Here is an 18,326-nt window from a genome sequence, read left to right on the forward strand (position 1 = left end):
GAGGTATTCGTATGCCCGGATCGGAGGTTTCCGATGCGCCTCGGGCCATTTACCGGCATTGTTGCCGTCATTCTGATTGTGGTCGCTTTCTCCGTAGGCGGGTCGACACCGGACATCGGAGATCCCGGCCCGCAGATCAAGCTCTTCTACCACCAGCACGACACACGGCAGGGTGTCGCCCTGTATCTGTTGATCCTGGCCGCGGTGTTCCTGGTGTTCTTCGCCGGGAACCTGCGCCACCACCTGTCCGAGGCCGACCGGCACGGCTGGCTGCCGCAAGTCGCCTTCGCCGGCGGCATTCTGTCGGCGGTGGGCTTCTGGACCGCGGCGAGCATCACGCTCGCCATGGTCGATGCCAGTGACAAACGGCGCATCGGCGGCCAGGCATTTCAGTCGATGAATGCCATCAGCACCGACTTCTTCATTCCCTTTGTCGCCGGAATCGGCATCATGATGCTCGCGGCCGGTCTTGACACGGCACGCAGCGGCACGCCTTTGCCGCGCTGGCTCGGCTGGGCCGGAATCATTCTCGGCGTGGCCACCTTCATTCCATGGGCGGGATTCTTCGCCTTCCTCGCGGGTGGCCTGTGGATCATCGCTGCGAGTGTGTTCCTCGCCCGCCCACCGAAGGTCACGGCGCCTGCCGAGCCTCCCGTCGCGGCGCCCGCCGGACCGGCAGGGTGACGGCGACGGCCTCGCGCTGCGGGTCGATCCACACCTCCGAGGTGCCGATGCCGACGCTGTGCTCGTCCTTGGTGCCGTCCGGCTTGTAGCGGTAGGGCGGGGTGCCGGTCGAGCCGTCCGCTAGTGGACGGTGGCCCTGCCGGAGGCGTCGCCGTAACTGCGAGCGGTGAAGAAGACGGCCGAAGAGAGCGGCCCTTGGGCAGGTCGATGCGCTGGCCTATTGATCGGATGACCTGCGGCGGAGGTGTCGTCGCTGACCGGCGCCCCGCGAAAAATCCAAGAGCAGCTGCCCGGATGTCCAAGAGCGAGTGCTCTCGACGCGAGGGCCGCGGCGGGGCAGAGTGCTCTGCGTACTCATGAGTAGTTGCCTGCACCGCACCCCGAGGAGCGCCCGTGACCAGCTGGGTCGGCCGGACCGCCGCCGAGATCGCCGCCGCCGTACGCGAGAAGCGGGCCACCCCGCGCGAGGTGGTGGCCGAGCATCTGGAGCGCATCGAGCGCCTGGACGGCCGGGTCGGGGCCTTCCGGGTGGTGCGGGCCGAGGCGGCGCTCGCCGAGGCAGACGAGCTGGCCTCCCGCGACGATCTGGCCGAACTGCCCCTGGCCGGTGTGCCGGTGGCGGTCAAGGACAACCTGGCCGTGCGCGGCGAGTCCAACCGTGTGGGCTCCGCCGCGACGCCGGACACGCCCGCCGCCGAGGATCACATCACGGTGGCCCGGCTGCGCGCGGCGGGCGCGGTGGTCGTCGGGCTGACGAACGTGCCCGAGCTGTGCGTCTTCGGCACCACCGAGGGCGTCCACGGCACCGCCCGCAACCCCTGGGACCTGACCCGCACGGCGGGCGGTTCCTCCGGCGGCAGTGCGGCCGCGGTCGCCGCCGGTCTGGTGCCGATCGCCCTCGGCAACGACGGCATGGGCTCGCTGCGCATCCCGGCCGCCAACTGCGGCCTCGTCACCATCAAGCCGGGCCACGGGGTCGTCCCGGCGGGCATCAGCGACGGCGACTGGTTCGGCATGTCCGAGAACGGTCCGCTCGCCACGACGGTCGAGGACGCCCGCCTGATGCTGGCGGTGCTGGCGGACACCGGGGAGGCGGCGCCGTCCGAGCCCGCCATGCGCAAGATCGCCGTCTCGCTGCGCAGCCCCCTGGCCGGCGTCACCATCAGCGCGCCGTACACGACCGCGGCCCGCGACGCGGCCGGCGTCCTGATCAAGGCCGGCCACCAGGTCCGCCGCGCCGACCCGCCCTACCCCCTCTCCCTGAGCACCATGTCCCTCGCCCACTGGACGGCGGGCACGGCGGTGGACGCCCAGGGCCTGGACCCGCGCCTGCTCAACCGGCGCACCCGGGTGCACGCCACCATCGGCCGCCGCTTCCTGAACAGCGTCCGGGGCGGCGACAGCCGGGAGCGACTGCGCCGCCGGATGGAGCCGTTCTTCGCCGAGTACGACGTCCTGCTCACCCCCGCGCTCGCCCGCCGCTCCCCCAGGTCGGTGGCCTGGCACGAGCGGGGCTGGCTGGCCAACGTGCTCGCCAACACCAACTACTCGCCCCTGACCCCGCCGTGGAACCTGACCGGCTGGCCCGCCATGTCCGTCCCCTTCGGCACCCTGCCCTCCGGCGCCCCCTGCGCCGTCCAACTGGTGGGCCGACCCGGCTCGGAGGCGATGCTGCTGGAGGTGGCACAGCAGCTGGAGAAGCTGCATCCGTGGCAGCGGACGGCCCCGCTGGACCAGTAGTTCTGCGCAGGCGTGGATCCGGGGCGGTGGTCGCCGGGAAAATGGGGGTGAGGAGCGGCCCCTGCCCGTGCTTGCATGGATCGCATGATGTCCACCGACCGTCTGCTCGCCTTCGCGGCGCTGTCCTTCCTGCTGATCGTGATACCCGGACCCAGTGTCCTGTTCGTGATCGGGCGGGCGCTCGCGCAGGGGCGCCGGGCCGCGCTGACCACCGTGGTGGGCAACACGCTCGGCGCCTATCTGCTGGTCGTGGCGGTGGCGTTCGGCATCGGCTCCGTCGTGGAACGCTCGGTCCTCGTCTTCACCGTGCTCAAGCTGGCCGGCGCGCTCTACCTGGTGTACCTCGGGGTGAGGGCGTGGCGTGAACGCGGGTCGCTGCGGGCCGCGTTCACGGGCGGCGAGGTGCCGGCACACAGCGGACTGCGCACCTTCTGGGAGGGGTTCGCGGTCGGTGTCACGAACCCGAAGACCATCGTGTTCTTCGCGGCCGTACTGCCGCAGTTCGTGGACCGCGACAGCGGACACGTCACGGCGCAGATGCTGCTGCTCGGCCTGGTCTTCAACGTGATCGCGCTGGCCTCCGACAGCGTCTGGGGCCTGATCGCGTCCACCGCCCGCGGCTGGTTCGCGCGCTCCCCGCGCCGGCTCTCGATGGTCGGCGGCGTCGGCGGCCTCACCATGATCGGCCTCGGGGTGACGGTGGCCGTGACGGGGCGCAAGGACTAGGCAGTCCCCGGGCTGTGCGTGGCGTCAGCGTGCGAACTTTTCGACGGCCTCCCGGGTGACGGGTGTGAAGAAGTTGACGAGGTTGCCGTCGGGGTCGCGGAACAGCAGCGACCGGTTGCCCCAGGGCATCGTGGTGGGCCCGGCGACGAAGTCGGTGACGAAGCCGGTCAGGTTCTGGTGGACGCGGTCCACGTCCTCGACGAGGAACTCGGTGATCACGCTGTGGTTCTCCGCCGGGCGGGCCGAGCCCGGGGCGAACAGCGGGACGGTGCGGGTGCCGGCGATCGCGAGGGTGGCGCCCGCCGTCCTGAGTTCGGCGAAGTCCTCGGTGGCCCACGTCGCCCGCGCCCCTGTGGCTCGCTCGTAGAACTCGACGAGGCGTGCGACGTCGCCGGTGATGATGCGGATCGAGACGAAGTCCATGGGAATCTCCTTGGCCGTGCTGAAGGCGTGTACGTTGCAGGCTAGGAGAGATAGTGGACAGAATCGGTCCTGTATTCGCGTTAGGCTGCGAACATGCCACGACCCACCGGCCGCGTGCTGACACTCCTGGAGCTGTTGCAGTCGGGCGGCACCCGGACGGTGGCCGAGCTCGCCGACCGGCTCGGCGTCGAAGGGCGCACCGTGCGCCGGTATGTGGACCAGCTGATCGACCTGGACGTGCCCGTGGAGTCGGTGCGCGGCCGCTACGGCGGGTACCGGCTGGCCCCCGGCTACCGCCTGCCTCCGCTCATGCTCAGCGACGACGAGGCGCTGGCCGTGCTGCTCGGCCTGGTCGCCGGCCGCCGAGCGGGCCCGACGACGGCGCAGCTCACGGCGAACGAGACGGCGTCGGCGAAGATCCGGCGGGTGCTGCCCCAGCACATCGCCCGCCGCCTCGACACCCTCCTGGACGCTCTCGCCCTCACGGATCAGCCGGGCGAGATGGACCACCCCGACGCCGGACTCCTGCTCACCCTCGCCGATGCGGTGCGCCACCGCCGGCCGGTCTCGATCCGCTACACCGACCGCGAGGGACGGCGCAGCGAACGCACCCTGCACGCCTACGGGATCGTCGCCCATGCGGGCCGCTGGTACGTCACGGGCCAGGACGCCCAGGTCGGCGAGGACCGCACCTTCCGGCTCGATCGCATCGCGGACGCGCGGACCCTGCCCGGCTCCTTCGAAGTGCCCGCGGGTCCCGATCCGGCACAGCGCGTGCTGTCCGGATTCGCCACGGCCGAGTACCGGCACCAGGTGACCTTGCGGATCCACGGGACGGTCGAGCAGATCCGCGCCCGCCTTCCGGCCGCCGTCGCGAGCCTGGAGGAGCACGAGCCCGCCGCCGGCCAGGACCCGGCGGCCGAGCGATGGCTGCGCGTCGAGCTGCGCGCGGAGCGGCTCGACTGGTTGCCTCCGGTGCTTGCCGCACTCGACCGGCCGTTCGTCATCGAGCGCCCCGACGAACTGCGCGAGCTCGTCCTCGCGCTCGCGGATCGCCTCACGTCCTGCGCCCGCCGAGCCTGACGGCGAGGAACCACCGTCATCGGACGGCACGACCAGGCGGGCCCTACAGCGCCCGGTACATCACATGCAGTCCCACCCGCCCGTAACGCGGATGCTCGTACGCCTCCGGGACCGTGCCCAGGATCTCGAAGCCCAGGGACGTCCACAGCTGCACGGCCGGGTTGGTCTCGACGACGGCGTTGAAGACCATCGCCCGGTAGCCCTCGGACTTGGCGGCGGCCAGGACGTGTTCGGCGAGGGCCCGGCCGATGCCGCGGCCCGCCCGGTCGGGGTCGACCATGAACCCGGCGTTGGCGATGTGGGCAGCGGGGCCGCCGTAGTTGGCGGTGACGAAGGCCGAGCCGACGACGGCGCCGTCCTCGTCCTCGACGACATAGACACGCTTGGCCGGGTTCATCCACAGGGCCCGGGCCGCCTCCTCGGAGGTGTCCGGGTCCCAGGTGTAGGTCTCTCCTGCGGCGACGATCCGGTGCCAGAAAGGCCAGATCCGCGGCCAGTCCTCGGCCGCGGCTTCTCTGATCTGCATGGGCGTGAGTGTCGCACGCCCATGCGGTCGGCGATCGCGAAGCTCCTGCCGGTCAGTCCACGCTGGGCAGGATGTGGGGCTCGGCGAGGTCGTCCTCGTAGCCTGCCAGGCGGATGGGGGCCGCGTGGGCCCAGACTTCCAGGCTGCCGAGTTCGTCCGACCGTCGGCCGGGGCGCTCCGTGCGTTCCTTGGGGCGCTGTTCGCGATTCGTCTTCTCCGGTGTCACCGCGCACTCCTTATGTGTCGGGTCACCCTCGGGGCGGGCCGGCCACTTGCGGTCCGGCTCCTGACGCCCGCTCGGGTGTGAGTCGAAAGCAGTTCGGACGCGGTGGCGCCGGCAACTCTGTGAGAACAGGCCGTTGTCTGTCGGCTTGCCCCGGGACGGACGTGGGTGTGGGTTGGACCCGTTGGTGCTGTCCGTCCACTACAGATTAACCAAATGAGCGGGCGCCCGCTCTATGGGGCTGAAAACTTGGGGTTACTGTCATAAGTCGTCCGGTTTCCAACCCCTCTCCTGTCACTCGTTCGGTAGACAGGCGTACCGAAAGGCAACACCCGTTCCATGCTGGGTGCCAGGGGCCTGTCCGGGAGGGGGATGTCATGGCGTCTGTCACCTTCGAACGGGCCAGCCGGTGCTTCCCGTCGATGGACCGGCCGGCCGTGGACTCGCTCGACCTCGAGATCGGGGACGGTGAGTTCATGGTCCTGCTCGGTCCTTCCGGTTGTGGAAAGTCGACCTGTCTGCGCATGCTCGCCGGACTTGAGGACGTCGACTCGGGTTCGATCCTCATCGGCGTCCGGGACGTGACCCATCTTCCGCCCAGGGACCGCGACATCGCGATGGTGTTCCAGGACTACGCCCTCTACCCGCATTTGTCGGCTGCCGACAACATCGGCTTCGCATTGAGGATCGCGCGCATGTCCCGGGCGCGTGCCCGGCAGCGCGTCGAGTACGCCTCTTTCGTCCTCGACCTCGAGCAGTTCCTGGGCCGTCGGCCCAGGTCGCTGGCGGGCGGCGAGCGGCAGCGTGTGGCGACGGGGCGGCTGCTCGTGCGGGATCCGCGGGTCTATCTGATGGACGAGCCCTTGTCCAATCTCGACGCCCGACTGCGGGCGCAGACCCGGATGCAGATCGTCCGGTTGCAGCACCGTCTCGGCATCACCACGGTGTACGTCACCCACGACCAGGCCGAGGCGATGGCCGTGGGTGATCGCCTCGCCGTACTCAAGGACGGTGCGCTGCAGCAGGTGGGCACGCCGAAGGAGGTCTACGCGCACCCGGCCAACACGTTCGTGGCCGGCTTCCTCGGCTCGCCCGCGATGAACCTCTTCCGGCTTCCGCTGTCCTCGGCCGGGGCCCGGTTCGGCGCTCTCGACGTGCCGCTGCCCCGGGGCACCGTACGCGCGGCCGCGGCCGGGGGCACCGACGAGATCGTGCTCGGTGTCCGGCCCGAGCAGTTCGCGTTCCTCCCGCCCGAGGGCCGGGACACCCCGGGACTGGACCTCGTGGTGGAGAGGGTCGAGGACACCGGTGCCGTCGCCTATCTCCATACGACGGCGTGGTCGGGCGAGGGGCTCGCCCGACTCGTCGTCCGGCTCCCGGGACGCCCCACGTGCGGCGCCGGGGCCACGCTGCGGGTGGCGATCCGCCCCGAGGGCGTGCACTGCTTCTCGGCGCTGACGGGACAGCGGCTTCCCGAGGACACGGGTGCCTGACCGGTGGCCCGAGGTCACGGAGCGCGGCGAACCGGCCACGCAGTTCAAGTCCCGTTGGCCGAATCGCAAGGCGGCCATGATCTGCTGACGGGACGGCAACGGCTTGTCCGGCGGAAGGACTGGCGCATGGAGCTGCGCAGTGTCGAGGAGCTGATGGATCTGCTGTACGCCTGCCGGGGCTCGTGGGACGCCCCGGGCCTGCGAAGTCGCCGGGTCGATCTGCACCAGCACGCGCTGCAGACCGCAGCACTGCTGCGGCGCCGCCGCCCCGCCGACAAGGAGCTCCAGGTCGCGGGCCTGGTCCACGCCATCGGCCCGCTGCTGCGGCCGGGCGACGAGCGCGCCCACCCGGAGTGCGCGGCCGACGCGGTGCGGGGCCTGCTCGGGGAGCGGGTCGCCCGGCTGGTGCGCGAGCACCATCGCGGTGAGCTGCCCGCCGACGACGATCTGCAGCGCCTGCGCCAGGCGGACGAGGAGGGCCGCAGCGCCGGCTTCGACGCGGGGGTACTGGAGGACTGGCGCACGGTGCTGGAGCTGGTCGCCGCACGCAACTCCCGTCTCGGGGCTGTCGACTGACGGCCCGTCATGAGACGGTACGGCGATGACGTCGTCGTACGCACGCAAGGGGCAGGCATTCGACGGGTACGGGCTCGAGGGCAGGGCTGCCGTCGTCACCGGGGCGACCCGCGGGATCGGACGGGCCGTCGCAGGGCAGCTGGCCGCGGCGGGGGCGCTGGTGTGCGTGACCGCGCGGGACGCGGACGAGGTGCGCGCCACGGCCGGGGAGCTGGGCGGCATCGGGGTGAGCGGCAGCGTCGCGGATCCGGATCATCTGCGCGAGGTGACGGAGCTGGCACTGCGCGCGTTCGGCCGGATCGACGTCGTGGTCAACAACGCGGCGACGAACCAGCCGTACGGGCCGCTCATGGAGGCCGATCCCGAGGCCTGGCGGGAGGCGTTCGCCGTGAACGTCGAGGCTCCGCTCAGGCTGGTGCAGTGGGCGTGGCGGGCGTGGATGCGCGAGCACGGCGGCTCGGTGGTCAACGTCTGCACGGAGGGCGCCGGGCATGTCGGGCCGAACGTGGGCGCGTACGGCACCAGCAAGGCGGCCCTGCTGCATCTGACACAGCAGCTCGCCGGGGAACTGGCGCCGAAGGTGCGGGTCAACTCGGTCTCCCCCGGCCTTGTGCGCACCGAGATGGCGCGGTTCGTGTGGGAGCCGGGTGAGAAGGAGCTGGCCGCCGGGCTGCCGCTGGGGCGCATCGGTGAGCCGGAGGACGTCGCACGGGCCGTCGTGTGGCTGGCCTCGGACGCCGCGCAGTGGATCACCGGCGCGGATCTGCTGGTGGACGGGGGCACACGCGTCAGGACGGCGCACTCCGCGCGGGAGTACGCCGTCCACGACCGTCTTCGCTCATACGCACCACCTCGCTCGTGACGGTGGCTGTGGCTCCCTCACGGGAACAGTGCGATCCCCAGGAGGATCAGCAGGATGATGCCGGCGACGAGCGCGACCGTGGCCCACGTGCCGCGGTGCTTCACCGAACTCGTGCCCCCGCCGCCGCGCGGCCGGTCCTCCGGCAGTACGGCGTGGTCGGGGCGGTCGCTGCCGTAGAACTCTTCGTCGGTCGGATAGCGGTTGCGCGGGTCGTGCTGCGCTCGCGGATCAATGCCGTGTGGACTGCCCATGGTCACTCCCTGGCGCGGTATTCACCAGGGTCCGGGTTCCCCACGGGCGCCGGGCCACACGTCACGGCCGGTGGTTCACCACTTGCCGGGCGCGTAGTCCTTCAGGAAGACGCCGTACAGGTCCTCGCCCTGCTCGCCGCGCACAATCGGATCGTAGACCCGTGCGGCCCCGTCGACCAGGTCGAGCGGGGCGTGGAAGCCCTCCTCCGCCAGACGCAGCTTGTCGTAGTGGGGGCGCTCGTCGGTGATCCAGCCGGTGTCGACGGAGGTCATCAGGATGCCGTCGGTCTGGAACATCTCCTGGCCGCTGGTCCGGGTCACCATGTTCATGGCGGCCTTGGCGGCGTTGGTGTTGGGGTGGCCCGCGCCCTTGTAGCCGCGGCCGAAGACGCCCTCCATCGCGGAGACGTTCACGACGTACGCGCGCTTGCTGGCCGCCTTCCTGGCGGCGTCCGCCATGACCGGGCGCAGCTTGCTGATCAGGATGAACGGCGCCGTGTAGTTGCACAGCTGGGTCTCGAGGAGCTCGACCGGGGAGATCTGCTCGATGGTCTGCACCCAGGTGTTGGTGTCGACGACGTCGGGGACCAGGCCGCCGGCGTCGATGGCGGTGCCGTCGAGGTGCCGGGCGACGCTGGCGTTGCCCGCGACCAGGGCGAGGTCGGCGACCTGCTGGGCGTCGAGGCCGCTGGTGCCGAGGGGCAGCGCGGCCAGGCCGTCGACCGCGCCGGAGTTGAAGGCACCGATGACGTGGTGGGCGGGCAGTTCCCCGGCGGGCAGCGGGGCGCTCTCGCCGTCGACCAGGGCCGCGTAGGCGGAGGGCAGGCGGCGCACGGTCTGCGTCGCGTTGTTGACGAGGATGTCGAGCGGGCCCGCCTCGGCGACCTGGTCGGCGAGGGCCACGGCCTGCGCCGGGTCGCGCAGGTCGATACCGACGACCTCCAGGCGGTGCATCCAGTCCGCGGAGTCGTCCATGGCCTTGAAGCGGCGGATGGCGTCCTTGGGGAAGCGCGTGGTGATCGTGGTGTGCGCGCCGTCGCGCAGCAGCCTCAGCGCGATGTACATGCCGATCTTGGCGCGGCCGCCGGTGAGCAGGGCGCGCTTGCCGGTGAGGTCGGCGCGGGCGTCGCGCTTGCCGCGGTTGAGGCGGGCGCAGTCGGGACAGAGCTGGTGGTAGAAGTAGTCGACTTCCACGTACCGGGTCTTGCAGGTGTAGCAGGAGCGGGGGCGCTGGAGTATCCCCGCGATCTTGCCCTCCTCCGTCGCGGACGACGGCAGGATGCCCTCGGTCTCGTCGTCGATGCGCTGGGCGGAGCCGGTCGCCGTGGCCTCCGTGACCGCCTTGTCGTGGGCCGTCTTGGCGGCCCTGCGCTCCTGGCGGCGGCGCTGCTTGACCGTGCGGTAGAGGCCGGCGGTGGCCCGGCGCACGGCGATCGCGTCGGGGTGGTCGACCTCCAGCTTGTCGAGTTCCTCCAGCACGCTGAGGCAGACGGCGAGCCGCTCCGGGTCGATGCCGGGGCCGTACACGACCTCGTCCGTGATCGCCGAGCCTTCGTCTGTCACCGTCATCGCGCTGCCGTTTCCCTGATCACCCGCGCGGCGCTCCGACCGCGTCCGCTTTCGAACGGGGAATTGTACGGAGCGCCGGACCGGTCCTCCAAAATCCGCAAGCGGCGACAAGGAGGGTCAGGAGCCGCAGGCGGCGATGAGCGTCTCGACCTCCTCGCTGAGGGCGGCGGCCAGCCGGTCCAGGTCGGGTACGGCCCGGGCGTCGGCCACGAGGCCGTAGTGGACGTGTCCGCGGTAGGTCGAGACGGCCACCGCCAGGGACTGACCGCGGGCCAGCGGGGCGAACGGGAAGACCTGCGTGACCGGGTTGCCGCCCAGCTTCAGGCCGAGGCTGGGCAGCGGCACGCTGGTGACCAGGATGTCGAACCAGAGCCGGGCGGCCTGGCTGACCAGCGGTCCGCCGAGCCGGTGGCCGAGCGCGGGCACATGGTCGGCGAGCAGGGCGACCGCGCCCGCGCCCCGGTTGGGGCCGGCGTCCTTGTTGCGGTCCATGGCGGAGCGGACCGTGTCCAGGCGGCCGAGCGGGTCGGGGTCGTCGACAGGAAGCCGTATCACGTAGCCGGAGAGCCGGTTGCCCTGTGGGCTGGCGCTGCGCGGGCGGCGCTTGGAGACGGGGATCAGGGCGCGCGGCCGCACGCCCTCGCTGCCGTCGCCCCGCTCGTCGAGCCAGCGGCGCAGGGCGCCCGCCACGAGGGCGATCAGGACGTCGTTGACGGTGCCGCCCTGGGCCTTGCGGACGCGGTGCACGTCGTCGAGGTCGAGGACCACGCCGGCGGTACGGCGGGTGCCGGTGGCCTCGGCGGTGAAGGCCGTCGAGGAGCGCACCCCGAGGCTGGACACGGCCAGTGAGGCGCCGATGTCCAGGGCGCGCCCCACGTCGGACAGGGCACCCCGGACCAGCCCGGGCAGCTTGCGCACGTCGGGCAGCAGGCCTGGCCTGGGCTCCTCGGGGCGGGGCTTGCGCTCCGGCATGTCCATCGGGTCAAGGATGGCGGCGGCCAGGGTCAGCGCGCGCAGACCGTCGGCCAGGGCGTGGTGGAACTTGAACAGCACCGCGAAGGACACACCGTCCTCCCCCGGCAGCACATGCGCCTCCCACGGCGGCCGGCCGCGCTCCAGCGAGCGCTCCATGAGCCGGCCGGCCTCGGCGTGGAAGTCCGCGGTCGGGGCGTGCAGCCGGACATGGTGGAGGGGATCGAAGTCGGGGTCGGGCTCACGGGTGGCGCTGCCGAAGGACAGCGGCCGCAGCGGGGACGGCTGCCATATGTCCCGGATGCGCATCCGCAGTCCGGGTACGGCCGCGGCCCGCGCGGCGAGCAGGTCGGCGGCGTGGGCGCCCGCGGTGGGCGAGTGCGCCGAGAAGATCCCCAGCGCGCCGAGGTGCATGGGGTGTTCGGCGGACTCGATGTTCCAGAACGCCAGGTCGAGAGGAGCGAGCAGGTCAGAAGTCAATGGCTTGCCTCGCATCGACGAAGGGTGAGCCAGCAGTCAACCTCCCCTTGGCGATTACGGTCAAGTACGATCAAGCTACGCACAGTTAACAGCAGATTAAGTCCCACCCCTCCGCGAGAGGCGGGACTCAAGAGACACCTGAGGTCACTTCAGCGCAGACGGCGCCGCCTGCCCCGATGTTCCCCACTCAGACGGGCGCGAGCCGACCGGGAATTCGAGCGCCGATCGACGTCGAGTGCGGACCGGCCCGCGGCCACGGGGCCGCCACCCCTCGCTGCGCGGATCTCGTCGGCACGGTCGGCAGGGGCAGCGGCCTGAGGAAGTCCGACGGCGTCTCGGCCGCGTGGCTCCCCGGCTGGATCTCCCGGACTCTCTCAAGAAGCCGCAGGCAATGCCGAGGTCAGCCGGGCACGTAGGTGAGGATGACCGACCCGTTCTGCAGTCGTTTCTCGTCGGTGAGTCTGAGGTGCAGCCCCGCGGTGTCCACGTGCTCGAAGAGCCGTTGCCCTGAGCCCGCCACGACGGGCATGTACCAGAAGCGGAACTCGTCGATCAGGTGGTGTCGGACGAGGGTGGCGTCGAAACGAGTGGTGCCGTATTTGATGAGGTCCTTGCCGGGCCTGCTCTTCAGCTTCGCGATCGCGCCGGACGGGTCGGGACCCAGCAGGGTGGCATTCCATGTCGTCTCGGTCAGTGAGCGAGACGCGACGTACTTGGGCATGGCGCCGATGCGCTCGATGTACGGGTTGCCGGTGACGTGGCCCCAGTTGGCGTAGAAGGTCTCGTAGGTCGTCCGGCCCATGACGAATGCCTCGTAGTTGCCGAGTTGTTCGAGCGAGTACGCCGAGGACTCGTCGTCGAAAAGGGACCAGCGTTCAGGTGCTTCGACGACGCCGTCAAGCGTGACGAGGGTCGATTCGATGAGTTTGCGCACGGTGGCTCTCCTGACGGGTGATGTCGGTACGCCGGATGAGGAACAAGGCGATGGGAACGGCGGCCAGGGCGATCAGTCCGCAGACCCAGAGGGCGGTGTGGAAACCGCCGGTGAGCGCGTCGGTGAGGGCGTGGCCTCGGGTGTGGAGGTCGCGGGTGCGGGTGGCCGCCAGGGTGGAGGCAATGGCGATCCCGACCGCGCCGCCGAGTTGCTGGGACGAGTCGATGAGGCCGGAGGCGATGCCCGCGTCCCGTTCGGTGACGCCGACCAGGGCTCCGATCGACACCGGGATGAAGATCCAGGTGACGGTTCCGGTGAGGAAGAAGGGGCCGGCCAGGTTCGCCCAGAAGCTGCCGTGAGCGGGCGCCTGGGCCGCCCACAGGATCCCGGCGCCGGTCAGGGTCAGTCCGGCCGCCATCACCAGCCTGATGGAGGTGCGGGTGACGAGGATCTGCGCGGGCCCGGCGAGGACCACTCCGGTCAGGCCGACGGTGAGCCAGGCGAGGCCGGTGTTCATCGCGGAGTAGCCGACCACCTGCTGCATGTAGAGGGTGCCGATGAAGATGTATCCGTAGAAACTGGCGCCGAGCAGAAACCCCACGGCGTTGGACCCGGCGAGGGTGCTCAGCCGGAACAACCGCAGCGGCAGCAGCGGCGCTTCTGCCCGGGCCTCGAGGGCCACGAACGCGGCCAGCAGGACCGCCGACAACGCGAGCAGGGCCAGGGTCCGGGTGGCCGTCCACCCCGCGGTCGGCGCCTGCGAGATCGCGTACACCATGATCACCAGCGCCGCGGTCACCGTGACGGCGCCCAGCACGTCGTAGCGGCGGCGTGCGTCCCGCAGCCTGCTTTCCGGCACTACACGCCGGGTCAGCAGCAGCGCGGCCCCGCCGACGATCACGTTCAGGTAGAAGATGTAGGGCCAGCCGGCATATCGGGTGAGGGCACCGCCGGCCAGCACGCCGACGGTCGCGCCGCTGGCTCCGATGGCACCCCACAGGCCGAGCGCCTTGTTCCGCTCGGCGCCCTCGGTGAACATGTTCATCACGATCGACAGCGCGGCGGGCAGCACCAGGGCGGCGCCCAGGCCCTGGACGCCCCGCATGATGATCAGGAAGATGCCGTTGTCGGCCAGCGCGCAGGCCAGCGAGGCCGCGGTGAACAGCGCCAGCCCGGCGGTGAACACGCGCCTGCGTCCGAGCAGGTCGGCGGCGCGCCCGCCCAGCAGCAGAAACCCGCCGAAGGTGAGGGCGTAGGCGGTCACCACCCATTGCAGGTCCGCCGGCGCGAAGTGCAACTCACGGCCGATGGTCGGCAGCGCGACGTTGACGATCAGCATGTCGACGGCCGTCATGAAGTACGCCACGGCCAGCAGCGAGAACGCCCGCCACCGGTGCACGTGGCCCGACGGCACGGCGTTGCCGCCGCCGAAGTGGTTGCCGGGGTCCGCCGCGGTCGCGGCTGCCGCCCTGCCTTCGAGGCGCTGGCGTCCCGTCGCGGGCGGAGGTCCTTCTTTGCAGGGGTCCTTGATGAGGTCGTTCGACGGCTCTGGCATCGGTCTCTCCTGGTCTGATCGGGCGAGCTCAGGAGGAGGACGAACGGCGGCCACCGAAACCGGACACGCCTCTAGGAGATTTTCAGGCCTTCGATCCGCCGCTCGAAGGCCGCGCGCTCGGCGGGGCTGCGGGCCAGCGCGATCGCGTGCTCGTAGTGCTCCCGGGCCGGGGCATGGCGGCCGGCCCGCCGTTCCAGGTCGGCACGGGCCGCCCAGTAGAAGGGGTACCGGGACAGCTTGGGCTCTTGCGCCAAGGCGATCAGCTCGCGGCGGCCCTCGTCCACGCCGTCCCGTTCGGCCACGGCCAGCGCACGGTTGAGCGCCACGACGGGGCTTGGGGACTGTTCGGCGAGGAGCTGGTAGAAGCCGATGACCCGGTCCCAGTTCGTCTCCTGGACCGACGGCGCGACCGCGTGCTCGCAGGCGATGCCGGCCTCCAGATGCCAACGGGACATGTGGTCCCCGCTGGCGGCGTGGGCGAGATGGATCAGACCGCTCTCGATACGCGCCCGATCCCAGCGGCTCCGGTCCTGGTCCTCCAGGGGAACGAAGACACCTTGCCCGTCCATGCGGGTGGACAGCCGGGCAGCGCCGAAGCAGAACAAGGCGGCCAGAGCGTGCACGTCCGGATGCGCGGTCGTCTTGGTCTGCAGCAGCAACTCGGTGAGACGCAGGGCGTCGTCGCACAGAAAGGGACGTACCGGGTCCTGCGGGTTGCTGCCGTGGTAGCCCTCGTTGAACAGCAGATACAGCGATCGCAGGACCGAGCCCCGTCGGACGTCGAGGTCGGGCAGGTCGTCCACGTCGGGCAGCCGGCCCAGCGTGCGCAGGCGTCCGCGGCCGCGGTGCAGGCGCCGATCGATGGTCCGGGTGTCCACCAGGAACGCCTGACCGATCTCCTTGGGCGACAGACCACACAGCCACCGAAGGACCAGGGTGACTTGCGTCTCGCGGCTCAGGCCGGGATCACAGACAGCGAACATCATCGCCAGCTGGCTGCTTGCCTCGGCAGCCGGAGCCAGGGCCGCCTCGATGGTGTCGGTCAGCGCCGTCGTCGTCGCCAGTTCGGGCAGGAACGAGCGGCGCCGCTGTTCCCGGCGGATGATGTCGATCGCCCGGTTGTGGGCTGCCCGGATGATCCACGCCTTGGGGTCCCGCGGCAGCCCGAAGCGCCACGCCTGCATGGCGCTCACCAGCGCGTCCTGGACGACGTCCTCGGCGAGCGGGATGTTCGACGGGCCCAGGACCCGGACCAGCGCGCTGACCAGGTGCGCGTACTCCCTGCGGAACAGGTCCTCCACCAGCTCCGCAGGGGGGAGCGGATCGGGGTCGTCGGTCACGAGTGTCAGACCCGATGAGCGTGGGCCGGCCGCACCTCGACGGACCCGCCGAACTCGTACGTCGGGCACTCGCGCGCGACCTCGATGGCGTCTTCCAGCGAGGCCGCCTCGAAGATCATGCTGCCGGTCACCAGATCCTTCGACTCGGCGTACGGTCCGTCGGTGACCAGGTCGCGACCGTGAACGGTGGCCCCCGGACCCCCGAGCTCGATTCCGGTGTTGCGCCTGCCCTGTCCAGCCAGCTTCTCCGACCAGCGATACCACTTCTCGACATGAGCCTGAAGCTCGGACGGCGACAGGTCGGGCCGCGCAACAGCACCCCCACGAAAGATCAACACGAACGTGCTCCGGGGGGCCTGGTCCTCGCCCACAGGTTCCGACATCACGGCCTCCATGTATCCGCCGTCAGGCGTGCTCGGACTCGAAAGCAGTACCACACATCAAGACCGGCAGGGGCCACATGCCCGGCTCCGCAGCGTCCGTACCGCATACCAGCGGATTGAGTCCCGCCCCTCCCTGAGAGGCGGGACTCCGGAGACACCTGAGGTCACTTCAGCGCAGGTGGCGCCGCCTGTGCCGATGTTCCCCACTCGGACGGGTGCGAGCCGACCGTGAAGTCGAGCGAGCGCAGGGAGCGCAGCGAACCGGTCGTCAGGTAGGTGCGGTCGTAGGCCACCCCGTCCGTGCGGGCCGACTGGATGTACCGCTCGGCGGCGGACGTCCCGGGTGCGGTGATCGTCAGGGCGCCGCGCGGGAAGTAGCGGCGGTCCAGCGTCAGGTCGACGCGGTCGAACACGGGCGTGGACAGCCCCCAGGTGTCGTAGCCGGGCTGCACCGGGAACATCCCGATCGACGACAGGACGTTCCAGGCGGACATCGTGCCGAGGTCGTCGTTGCCGGTCATACCGGTCGGGCCGTCCGTGAACAGGGTCAGCGCCGCGTGTACGACGTCGGTCGTCTTCCACGGCCGGCCGGTCGAGAGGTAGGTGTACGGGGCGATGAGGTCGGGCTCGTTCTGCGGGTTGTACTTGTCGGCGTTGTAGTAGTCGTACGGCCCGTTGACCCACACCTCGCGGGCCGTCTTCGCCGGGTCTGCCAGCAGCCGGTCGTAGGCGAAGAAGGAGTCGAGCCGGTCGTTCGCGGCCTGCTCGCCGCCGATCAGGCCGACCATGCCGGGCAGGTCCTGCGGCACCAGCCACTGGTACTGCCAGGACGTGCCCTCGTGGAAGCCCTCGCTACGCGCCGGGTCGGACGGGCCGGTGAAGGCGCCGGAGGCGTCGCGGGCGCGGAAGAAGCCGGTCGACGGGTCGAAGATGTGCCGGTAGCTCTGCGCGCGGGCGGCATACCGTTCGGCGTCCGCCGTATGCCCGAGGTCGCGGGCCATCTGGGCGAGCATCGCGTCCGAGAGGGCGTACTCCAGGGTCGCCGAGGCGCCGTGGTCGTAGTCCGAGTCGCCCGGCTTCACATGCGGGCGGCCCTTGATGTACGGCGCGAACCCCTCGGCGACGTACTCCTTGTTCGCCTCGCGTCCCACCGCCGGCGAGTCGGCGGGCGGCACCCCGTCGGCGTTCCGCTTCAGCGCCCGGTACGCCCGCTCTGCGTATCCTTCGGCCCCCTTCAGCAGGCCCTGCTGGTAGGCGTTGGTGAGGAACGGGGTGACCGGGTCGCCGGTCATGATGTTCGTCTCGACGGTGCCGTAGCCCCACTTGGGCAGCCAGCCGCTCTCCTCGGAGATCCTGATCACCGAGATCGCCATGTCCCGGGCCTCGCGCGGCGCGAGCAGGGACAGCAGCTGGGACTGGGTGCGGTAGGTGTCCCACAGGGACCAGTTCTGGTAGTGGATGAAGCCGTCGGTGCGGTGGATCCTCTGGTCCCAGCCGGTGTAGCGGCCGTCGGCGTCGCTGCCGATGTTCGGGGCCAGGAAGGACCGGTACAGCGCCGAGTAGAAGGTGCGGCGCAGGCTGTCCGCGCCGCCCTTCACCCGTACGTCGTCGAGGCGGTCCTCCCACGCCCGCCGCGCCGCATGGCGTACGGCGTCGAAGGAACGCCCGCCCTCCGCCCGCAGGTTGACCACGGCGCCGTGCGCGTCGACGTAGGACAGGGCGGTGGTCGCCTCGACCGTGCGGTCCTCGGTGGTGTCGAAGCGGACGTACGCGCCGTCGCGCCCGCTCTTCGAGCCCGCGGTCACCGTCGAGCCGTCCCAGGTGCCGTACGCGGTGAAGGGGCGGTCGAAGCGGGTGATGGTGTAGACGGTGTACGGCTTGGTGTCCTGGCAGAAGCCGCGGCCGGTGATGGCGGTGCGCACGGTGCGGCTGTCCAGGACCTCGACGTTGGTGGAGACCGTGGTATGCAGCGACTGGCCCGCGTTGAGCAGGACGTTGGCCTGGTCCGTGGCCGGGAAGGTGTAGCGCTGCACTCCGGTGCGCGCGGTGGCGGACAGCTCGGCCTCGATGCCGGACTTCAGGCCGACCCGGTAGTAGCCGGGACTCGCGGCCTCGTCGTCGTGGCTGAACTCGGCGGCGTACTTGGCGTAGTCCGTCTGCGTGACGTCACCCGTGGTCGGCAGCACGGGCAGATCCCCGCCGAGCCCGCAGCCGACGCCGGACAGATGGACCAGGGAGAAGCCGCGGATGTGGTTCTGGGAGTAGTCGTAGCCGGTGTTGTGGCCGGTGTCCGGAGAGAGCTGCACCATGCCGAAGGGCACGGCGGCGCCGGGATAGGTGTTGCCCTCGTTCTCGGTTCCGATGAACGGGTTGACCAGATCGGTGAGTTGACGGTGGTTCGGCTCGGTGGCCCCTGCGGTGGCGGGTGCGGCGAACAGCGCGGAGGCTGCCAGCGCGCCTGCCGTGCACAGGCGCAGGCGCCGGGTCCATCTCATGTCGGAGGTCC

General features: G+C 70.8%; 18 protein-coding genes. 7 read left to right on the top strand and 11 right to left on the bottom strand.

The window, feature by feature from the left end; translation table 11 throughout:
* Positions 1 to 33: 33 nt before the first annotated feature.
* The 3 genes from ABT254_RS07655 (at position 34) to ABT254_RS07665 (ending at position 3,150) form a co-directional block, all read left to right on the top strand.
* Entirely contained in the window at positions 34 to 684 is a 651-nt protein-coding gene (locus ABT254_RS07655) for a hypothetical protein (RefSeq protein WP_351465022.1), read from the top strand.
* Between the two features lie 393 nt (positions 685 to 1,077).
* Positions 1,078 to 2,424 carry an amidase gene (locus tag ABT254_RS07660; protein WP_351465025.1) on the top strand — a complete coding sequence of 449 codons (1,347 nt, stop codon included), beginning with the start codon at positions 1,078 to 1,080 and terminating at the stop codon, positions 2,422 to 2,424.
* A gap of 84 nt (positions 2,425 to 2,508) precedes the next feature.
* Complete coding sequence (locus tag ABT254_RS07665) at positions 2,509 to 3,150, top strand: LysE family translocator (protein ID WP_351465028.1); 642 nt, start codon at positions 2,509 to 2,511, stop codon at positions 3,148 to 3,150.
* Between the two features lie 24 nt (positions 3,151 to 3,174).
* On the opposite strand, the gene ABT254_RS07670 is transcribed toward ABT254_RS07665, so the two are convergent.
* Entirely contained in the window at positions 3,175 to 3,573 is a 399-nt protein-coding gene (locus tag ABT254_RS07670; RefSeq protein WP_351465031.1) for a VOC family protein, read from the bottom strand.
* 93 nt (positions 3,574 to 3,666) lie between these two features.
* Between ABT254_RS07670 and ABT254_RS07675 the strand changes: the two genes are divergently transcribed.
* Positions 3,667 to 4,656: a helix-turn-helix transcriptional regulator gene (locus tag ABT254_RS07675; RefSeq protein WP_351465034.1), complete on the top strand. Its 990-nt coding sequence runs from the start codon at positions 3,667 to 3,669 to the stop codon at positions 4,654 to 4,656.
* Positions 4,657 to 4,699: 43 nt separating this feature from the next.
* Here ABT254_RS07675 and ABT254_RS07680 read toward each other — a convergent pair whose 3' ends face one another.
* Positions 4,700 to 5,182, bottom strand: a complete 483-nt coding sequence (locus tag ABT254_RS07680; protein WP_351465037.1) for a GNAT family N-acetyltransferase — start codon at positions 5,180 to 5,182, stop codon at positions 4,700 to 4,702.
* Between the two features lie 52 nt (positions 5,183 to 5,234).
* Positions 5,235 to 5,408 carry a hypothetical protein gene (locus ABT254_RS07685; RefSeq protein ID WP_180292383.1) on the bottom strand — a complete coding sequence of 58 codons (174 nt, stop codon included), beginning with the start codon at positions 5,406 to 5,408 and terminating at the stop codon, positions 5,235 to 5,237.
* Positions 5,409 to 5,782: 374 nt separating this feature from the next.
* Between ABT254_RS07685 and ABT254_RS07690 the strand changes: the two genes are divergently transcribed.
* The 3 genes from ABT254_RS07690 (at position 5,783) to ABT254_RS07700 (ending at position 8,336) form a co-directional block, all read left to right on the top strand.
* Positions 5,783 to 6,898, top strand: a complete 1,116-nt coding sequence (locus ABT254_RS07690) for an ABC transporter ATP-binding protein (protein WP_351465040.1) — start codon at positions 5,783 to 5,785, stop codon at positions 6,896 to 6,898.
* Positions 6,899 to 7,024: 126 nt separating this feature from the next.
* Positions 7,025 to 7,474, top strand: a complete 450-nt coding sequence (locus tag ABT254_RS07695; protein ID WP_351465043.1) for an HD domain-containing protein — start codon at positions 7,025 to 7,027, stop codon at positions 7,472 to 7,474.
* A 25-nt stretch (positions 7,475 to 7,499) separates the two neighbouring features.
* On the top strand, positions 7,500 to 8,336 hold the full coding sequence (locus ABT254_RS07700) for an SDR family oxidoreductase (protein WP_351465046.1): 837 nt from the start codon (positions 7,500 to 7,502) through the stop codon (positions 8,334 to 8,336).
* A 17-nt stretch (positions 8,337 to 8,353) separates the two neighbouring features.
* On the opposite strand, the gene ABT254_RS07705 is transcribed toward ABT254_RS07700, so the two are convergent.
* The 8 genes from ABT254_RS07705 to ABT254_RS07740 form a co-directional block, all read right to left on the bottom strand.
* Positions 8,354 to 8,587, bottom strand: coding sequence for a hypothetical protein (locus ABT254_RS07705; RefSeq protein ID WP_351465049.1), 234 nt, complete (start codon positions 8,585 to 8,587; stop codon positions 8,354 to 8,356).
* A gap of 75 nt (positions 8,588 to 8,662) precedes the next feature.
* Positions 8,663 to 10,156 (bottom strand): SDR family NAD(P)-dependent oxidoreductase, encoded by a 1,494-nt coding sequence (locus ABT254_RS07710; RefSeq protein WP_351465052.1) that lies wholly within the window; start codon positions 10,154 to 10,156, stop codon positions 8,663 to 8,665.
* A 117-nt stretch (positions 10,157 to 10,273) separates the two neighbouring features.
* Positions 10,274 to 11,608 carry a wax ester/triacylglycerol synthase family O-acyltransferase gene (locus ABT254_RS07715; protein WP_351465589.1) on the bottom strand — a complete coding sequence of 445 codons (1,335 nt, stop codon included), beginning with the start codon at positions 11,606 to 11,608 and terminating at the stop codon, positions 10,274 to 10,276.
* Between the two features lie 400 nt (positions 11,609 to 12,008).
* Entirely contained in the window at positions 12,009 to 12,542 is a 534-nt protein-coding gene (locus tag ABT254_RS07720) for a dihydrofolate reductase family protein (RefSeq protein WP_351465055.1), read from the bottom strand.
* Positions 12,505 to 14,097, bottom strand: coding sequence for an MFS transporter (locus tag ABT254_RS07725; RefSeq protein WP_351465058.1), 1,593 nt, complete (start codon positions 14,095 to 14,097; stop codon positions 12,505 to 12,507). Before ABT254_RS07725 ends, ABT254_RS07720 begins: the two co-directional genes overlap by 38 nt.
* Before the next feature lie 71 nt (positions 14,098 to 14,168).
* A complete protein-coding gene (locus ABT254_RS07730; protein WP_351465060.1) occupies positions 14,169 to 15,437 on the bottom strand; it encodes an RNA polymerase sigma factor in 1,269 nt (422 codons plus the stop codon).
* A 5-nt stretch (positions 15,438 to 15,442) separates the two neighbouring features.
* Complete coding sequence (locus tag ABT254_RS07735; RefSeq protein WP_351465062.1) at positions 15,443 to 15,832, bottom strand: YciI family protein; 390 nt, start codon at positions 15,830 to 15,832, stop codon at positions 15,443 to 15,445.
* Between the two features lie 152 nt (positions 15,833 to 15,984).
* Entirely contained in the window at positions 15,985 to 18,315 is a 2,331-nt protein-coding gene (locus ABT254_RS07740; RefSeq protein ID WP_351465064.1) for a GH92 family glycosyl hydrolase, read from the bottom strand.
* Positions 18,316 to 18,326 lie beyond the last annotated feature (11 nt).

The sequence above is a fragment of the Streptomyces sp. NPDC001137 genome (genome assembly GCF_040298885.1).
Classification (GTDB): domain Bacteria; phylum Actinomycetota; class Actinomycetes; order Streptomycetales; family Streptomycetaceae; genus Streptomyces.

Excerpts from the sequence above, each read along its gene's own strand:
- ABT254_RS07655 (WP_351465022.1), top strand. The coding sequence starts at position 34 with ATGCGCCTCGGGCCATTTACCGGCATTGTTGCCGTCATTCTGATTGTG.
- ABT254_RS07665 (WP_351465028.1), top strand. The coding sequence starts at position 2,509 with ATGATGTCCACCGACCGTCTGCTCGCCTTCGCGGCGCTGTCCTTCCTG.
- ABT254_RS07670 (WP_351465031.1), bottom strand. The coding sequence starts at position 3,573 with ATGGACTTCGTCTCGATCCGCATCATCACCGGCGACGTCGCACGCCTC.
- ABT254_RS07675 (WP_351465034.1), top strand. The coding sequence starts at position 3,667 with ATGCCACGACCCACCGGCCGCGTGCTGACACTCCTGGAGCTGTTGCAG.
- ABT254_RS07680 (WP_351465037.1), bottom strand. The coding sequence starts at position 5,182 with ATGCAGATCAGAGAAGCCGCGGCCGAGGACTGGCCGCGGATCTGGCCT.
- ABT254_RS07690 (WP_351465040.1), top strand. The coding sequence starts at position 5,783 with ATGGCGTCTGTCACCTTCGAACGGGCCAGCCGGTGCTTCCCGTCGATG.
- ABT254_RS07695 (WP_351465043.1), top strand. The coding sequence starts at position 7,025 with ATGGAGCTGCGCAGTGTCGAGGAGCTGATGGATCTGCTGTACGCCTGC.
- ABT254_RS07700 (WP_351465046.1), top strand. The coding sequence starts at position 7,500 with ATGACGTCGTCGTACGCACGCAAGGGGCAGGCATTCGACGGGTACGGG.
- ABT254_RS07705 (WP_351465049.1), bottom strand. The coding sequence starts at position 8,587 with ATGGGCAGTCCACACGGCATTGATCCGCGAGCGCAGCACGACCCGCGC.
- ABT254_RS07710 (WP_351465052.1), bottom strand. The coding sequence starts at position 10,156 with ATGACGGTGACAGACGAAGGCTCGGCGATCACGGACGAGGTCGTGTAC.
- ABT254_RS07725 (WP_351465058.1), bottom strand. The coding sequence starts at position 14,097 with ATGCCAGAGCCGTCGAACGACCTCATCAAGGACCCCTGCAAAGAAGGA.
- ABT254_RS07735 (WP_351465062.1), bottom strand. The coding sequence starts at position 15,832 with ATGGAGGCCGTGATGTCGGAACCTGTGGGCGAGGACCAGGCCCCCCGG.
- ABT254_RS07740 (WP_351465064.1), bottom strand. The coding sequence starts at position 18,315 with ATGAGATGGACCCGGCGCCTGCGCCTGTGCACGGCAGGCGCGCTGGCA.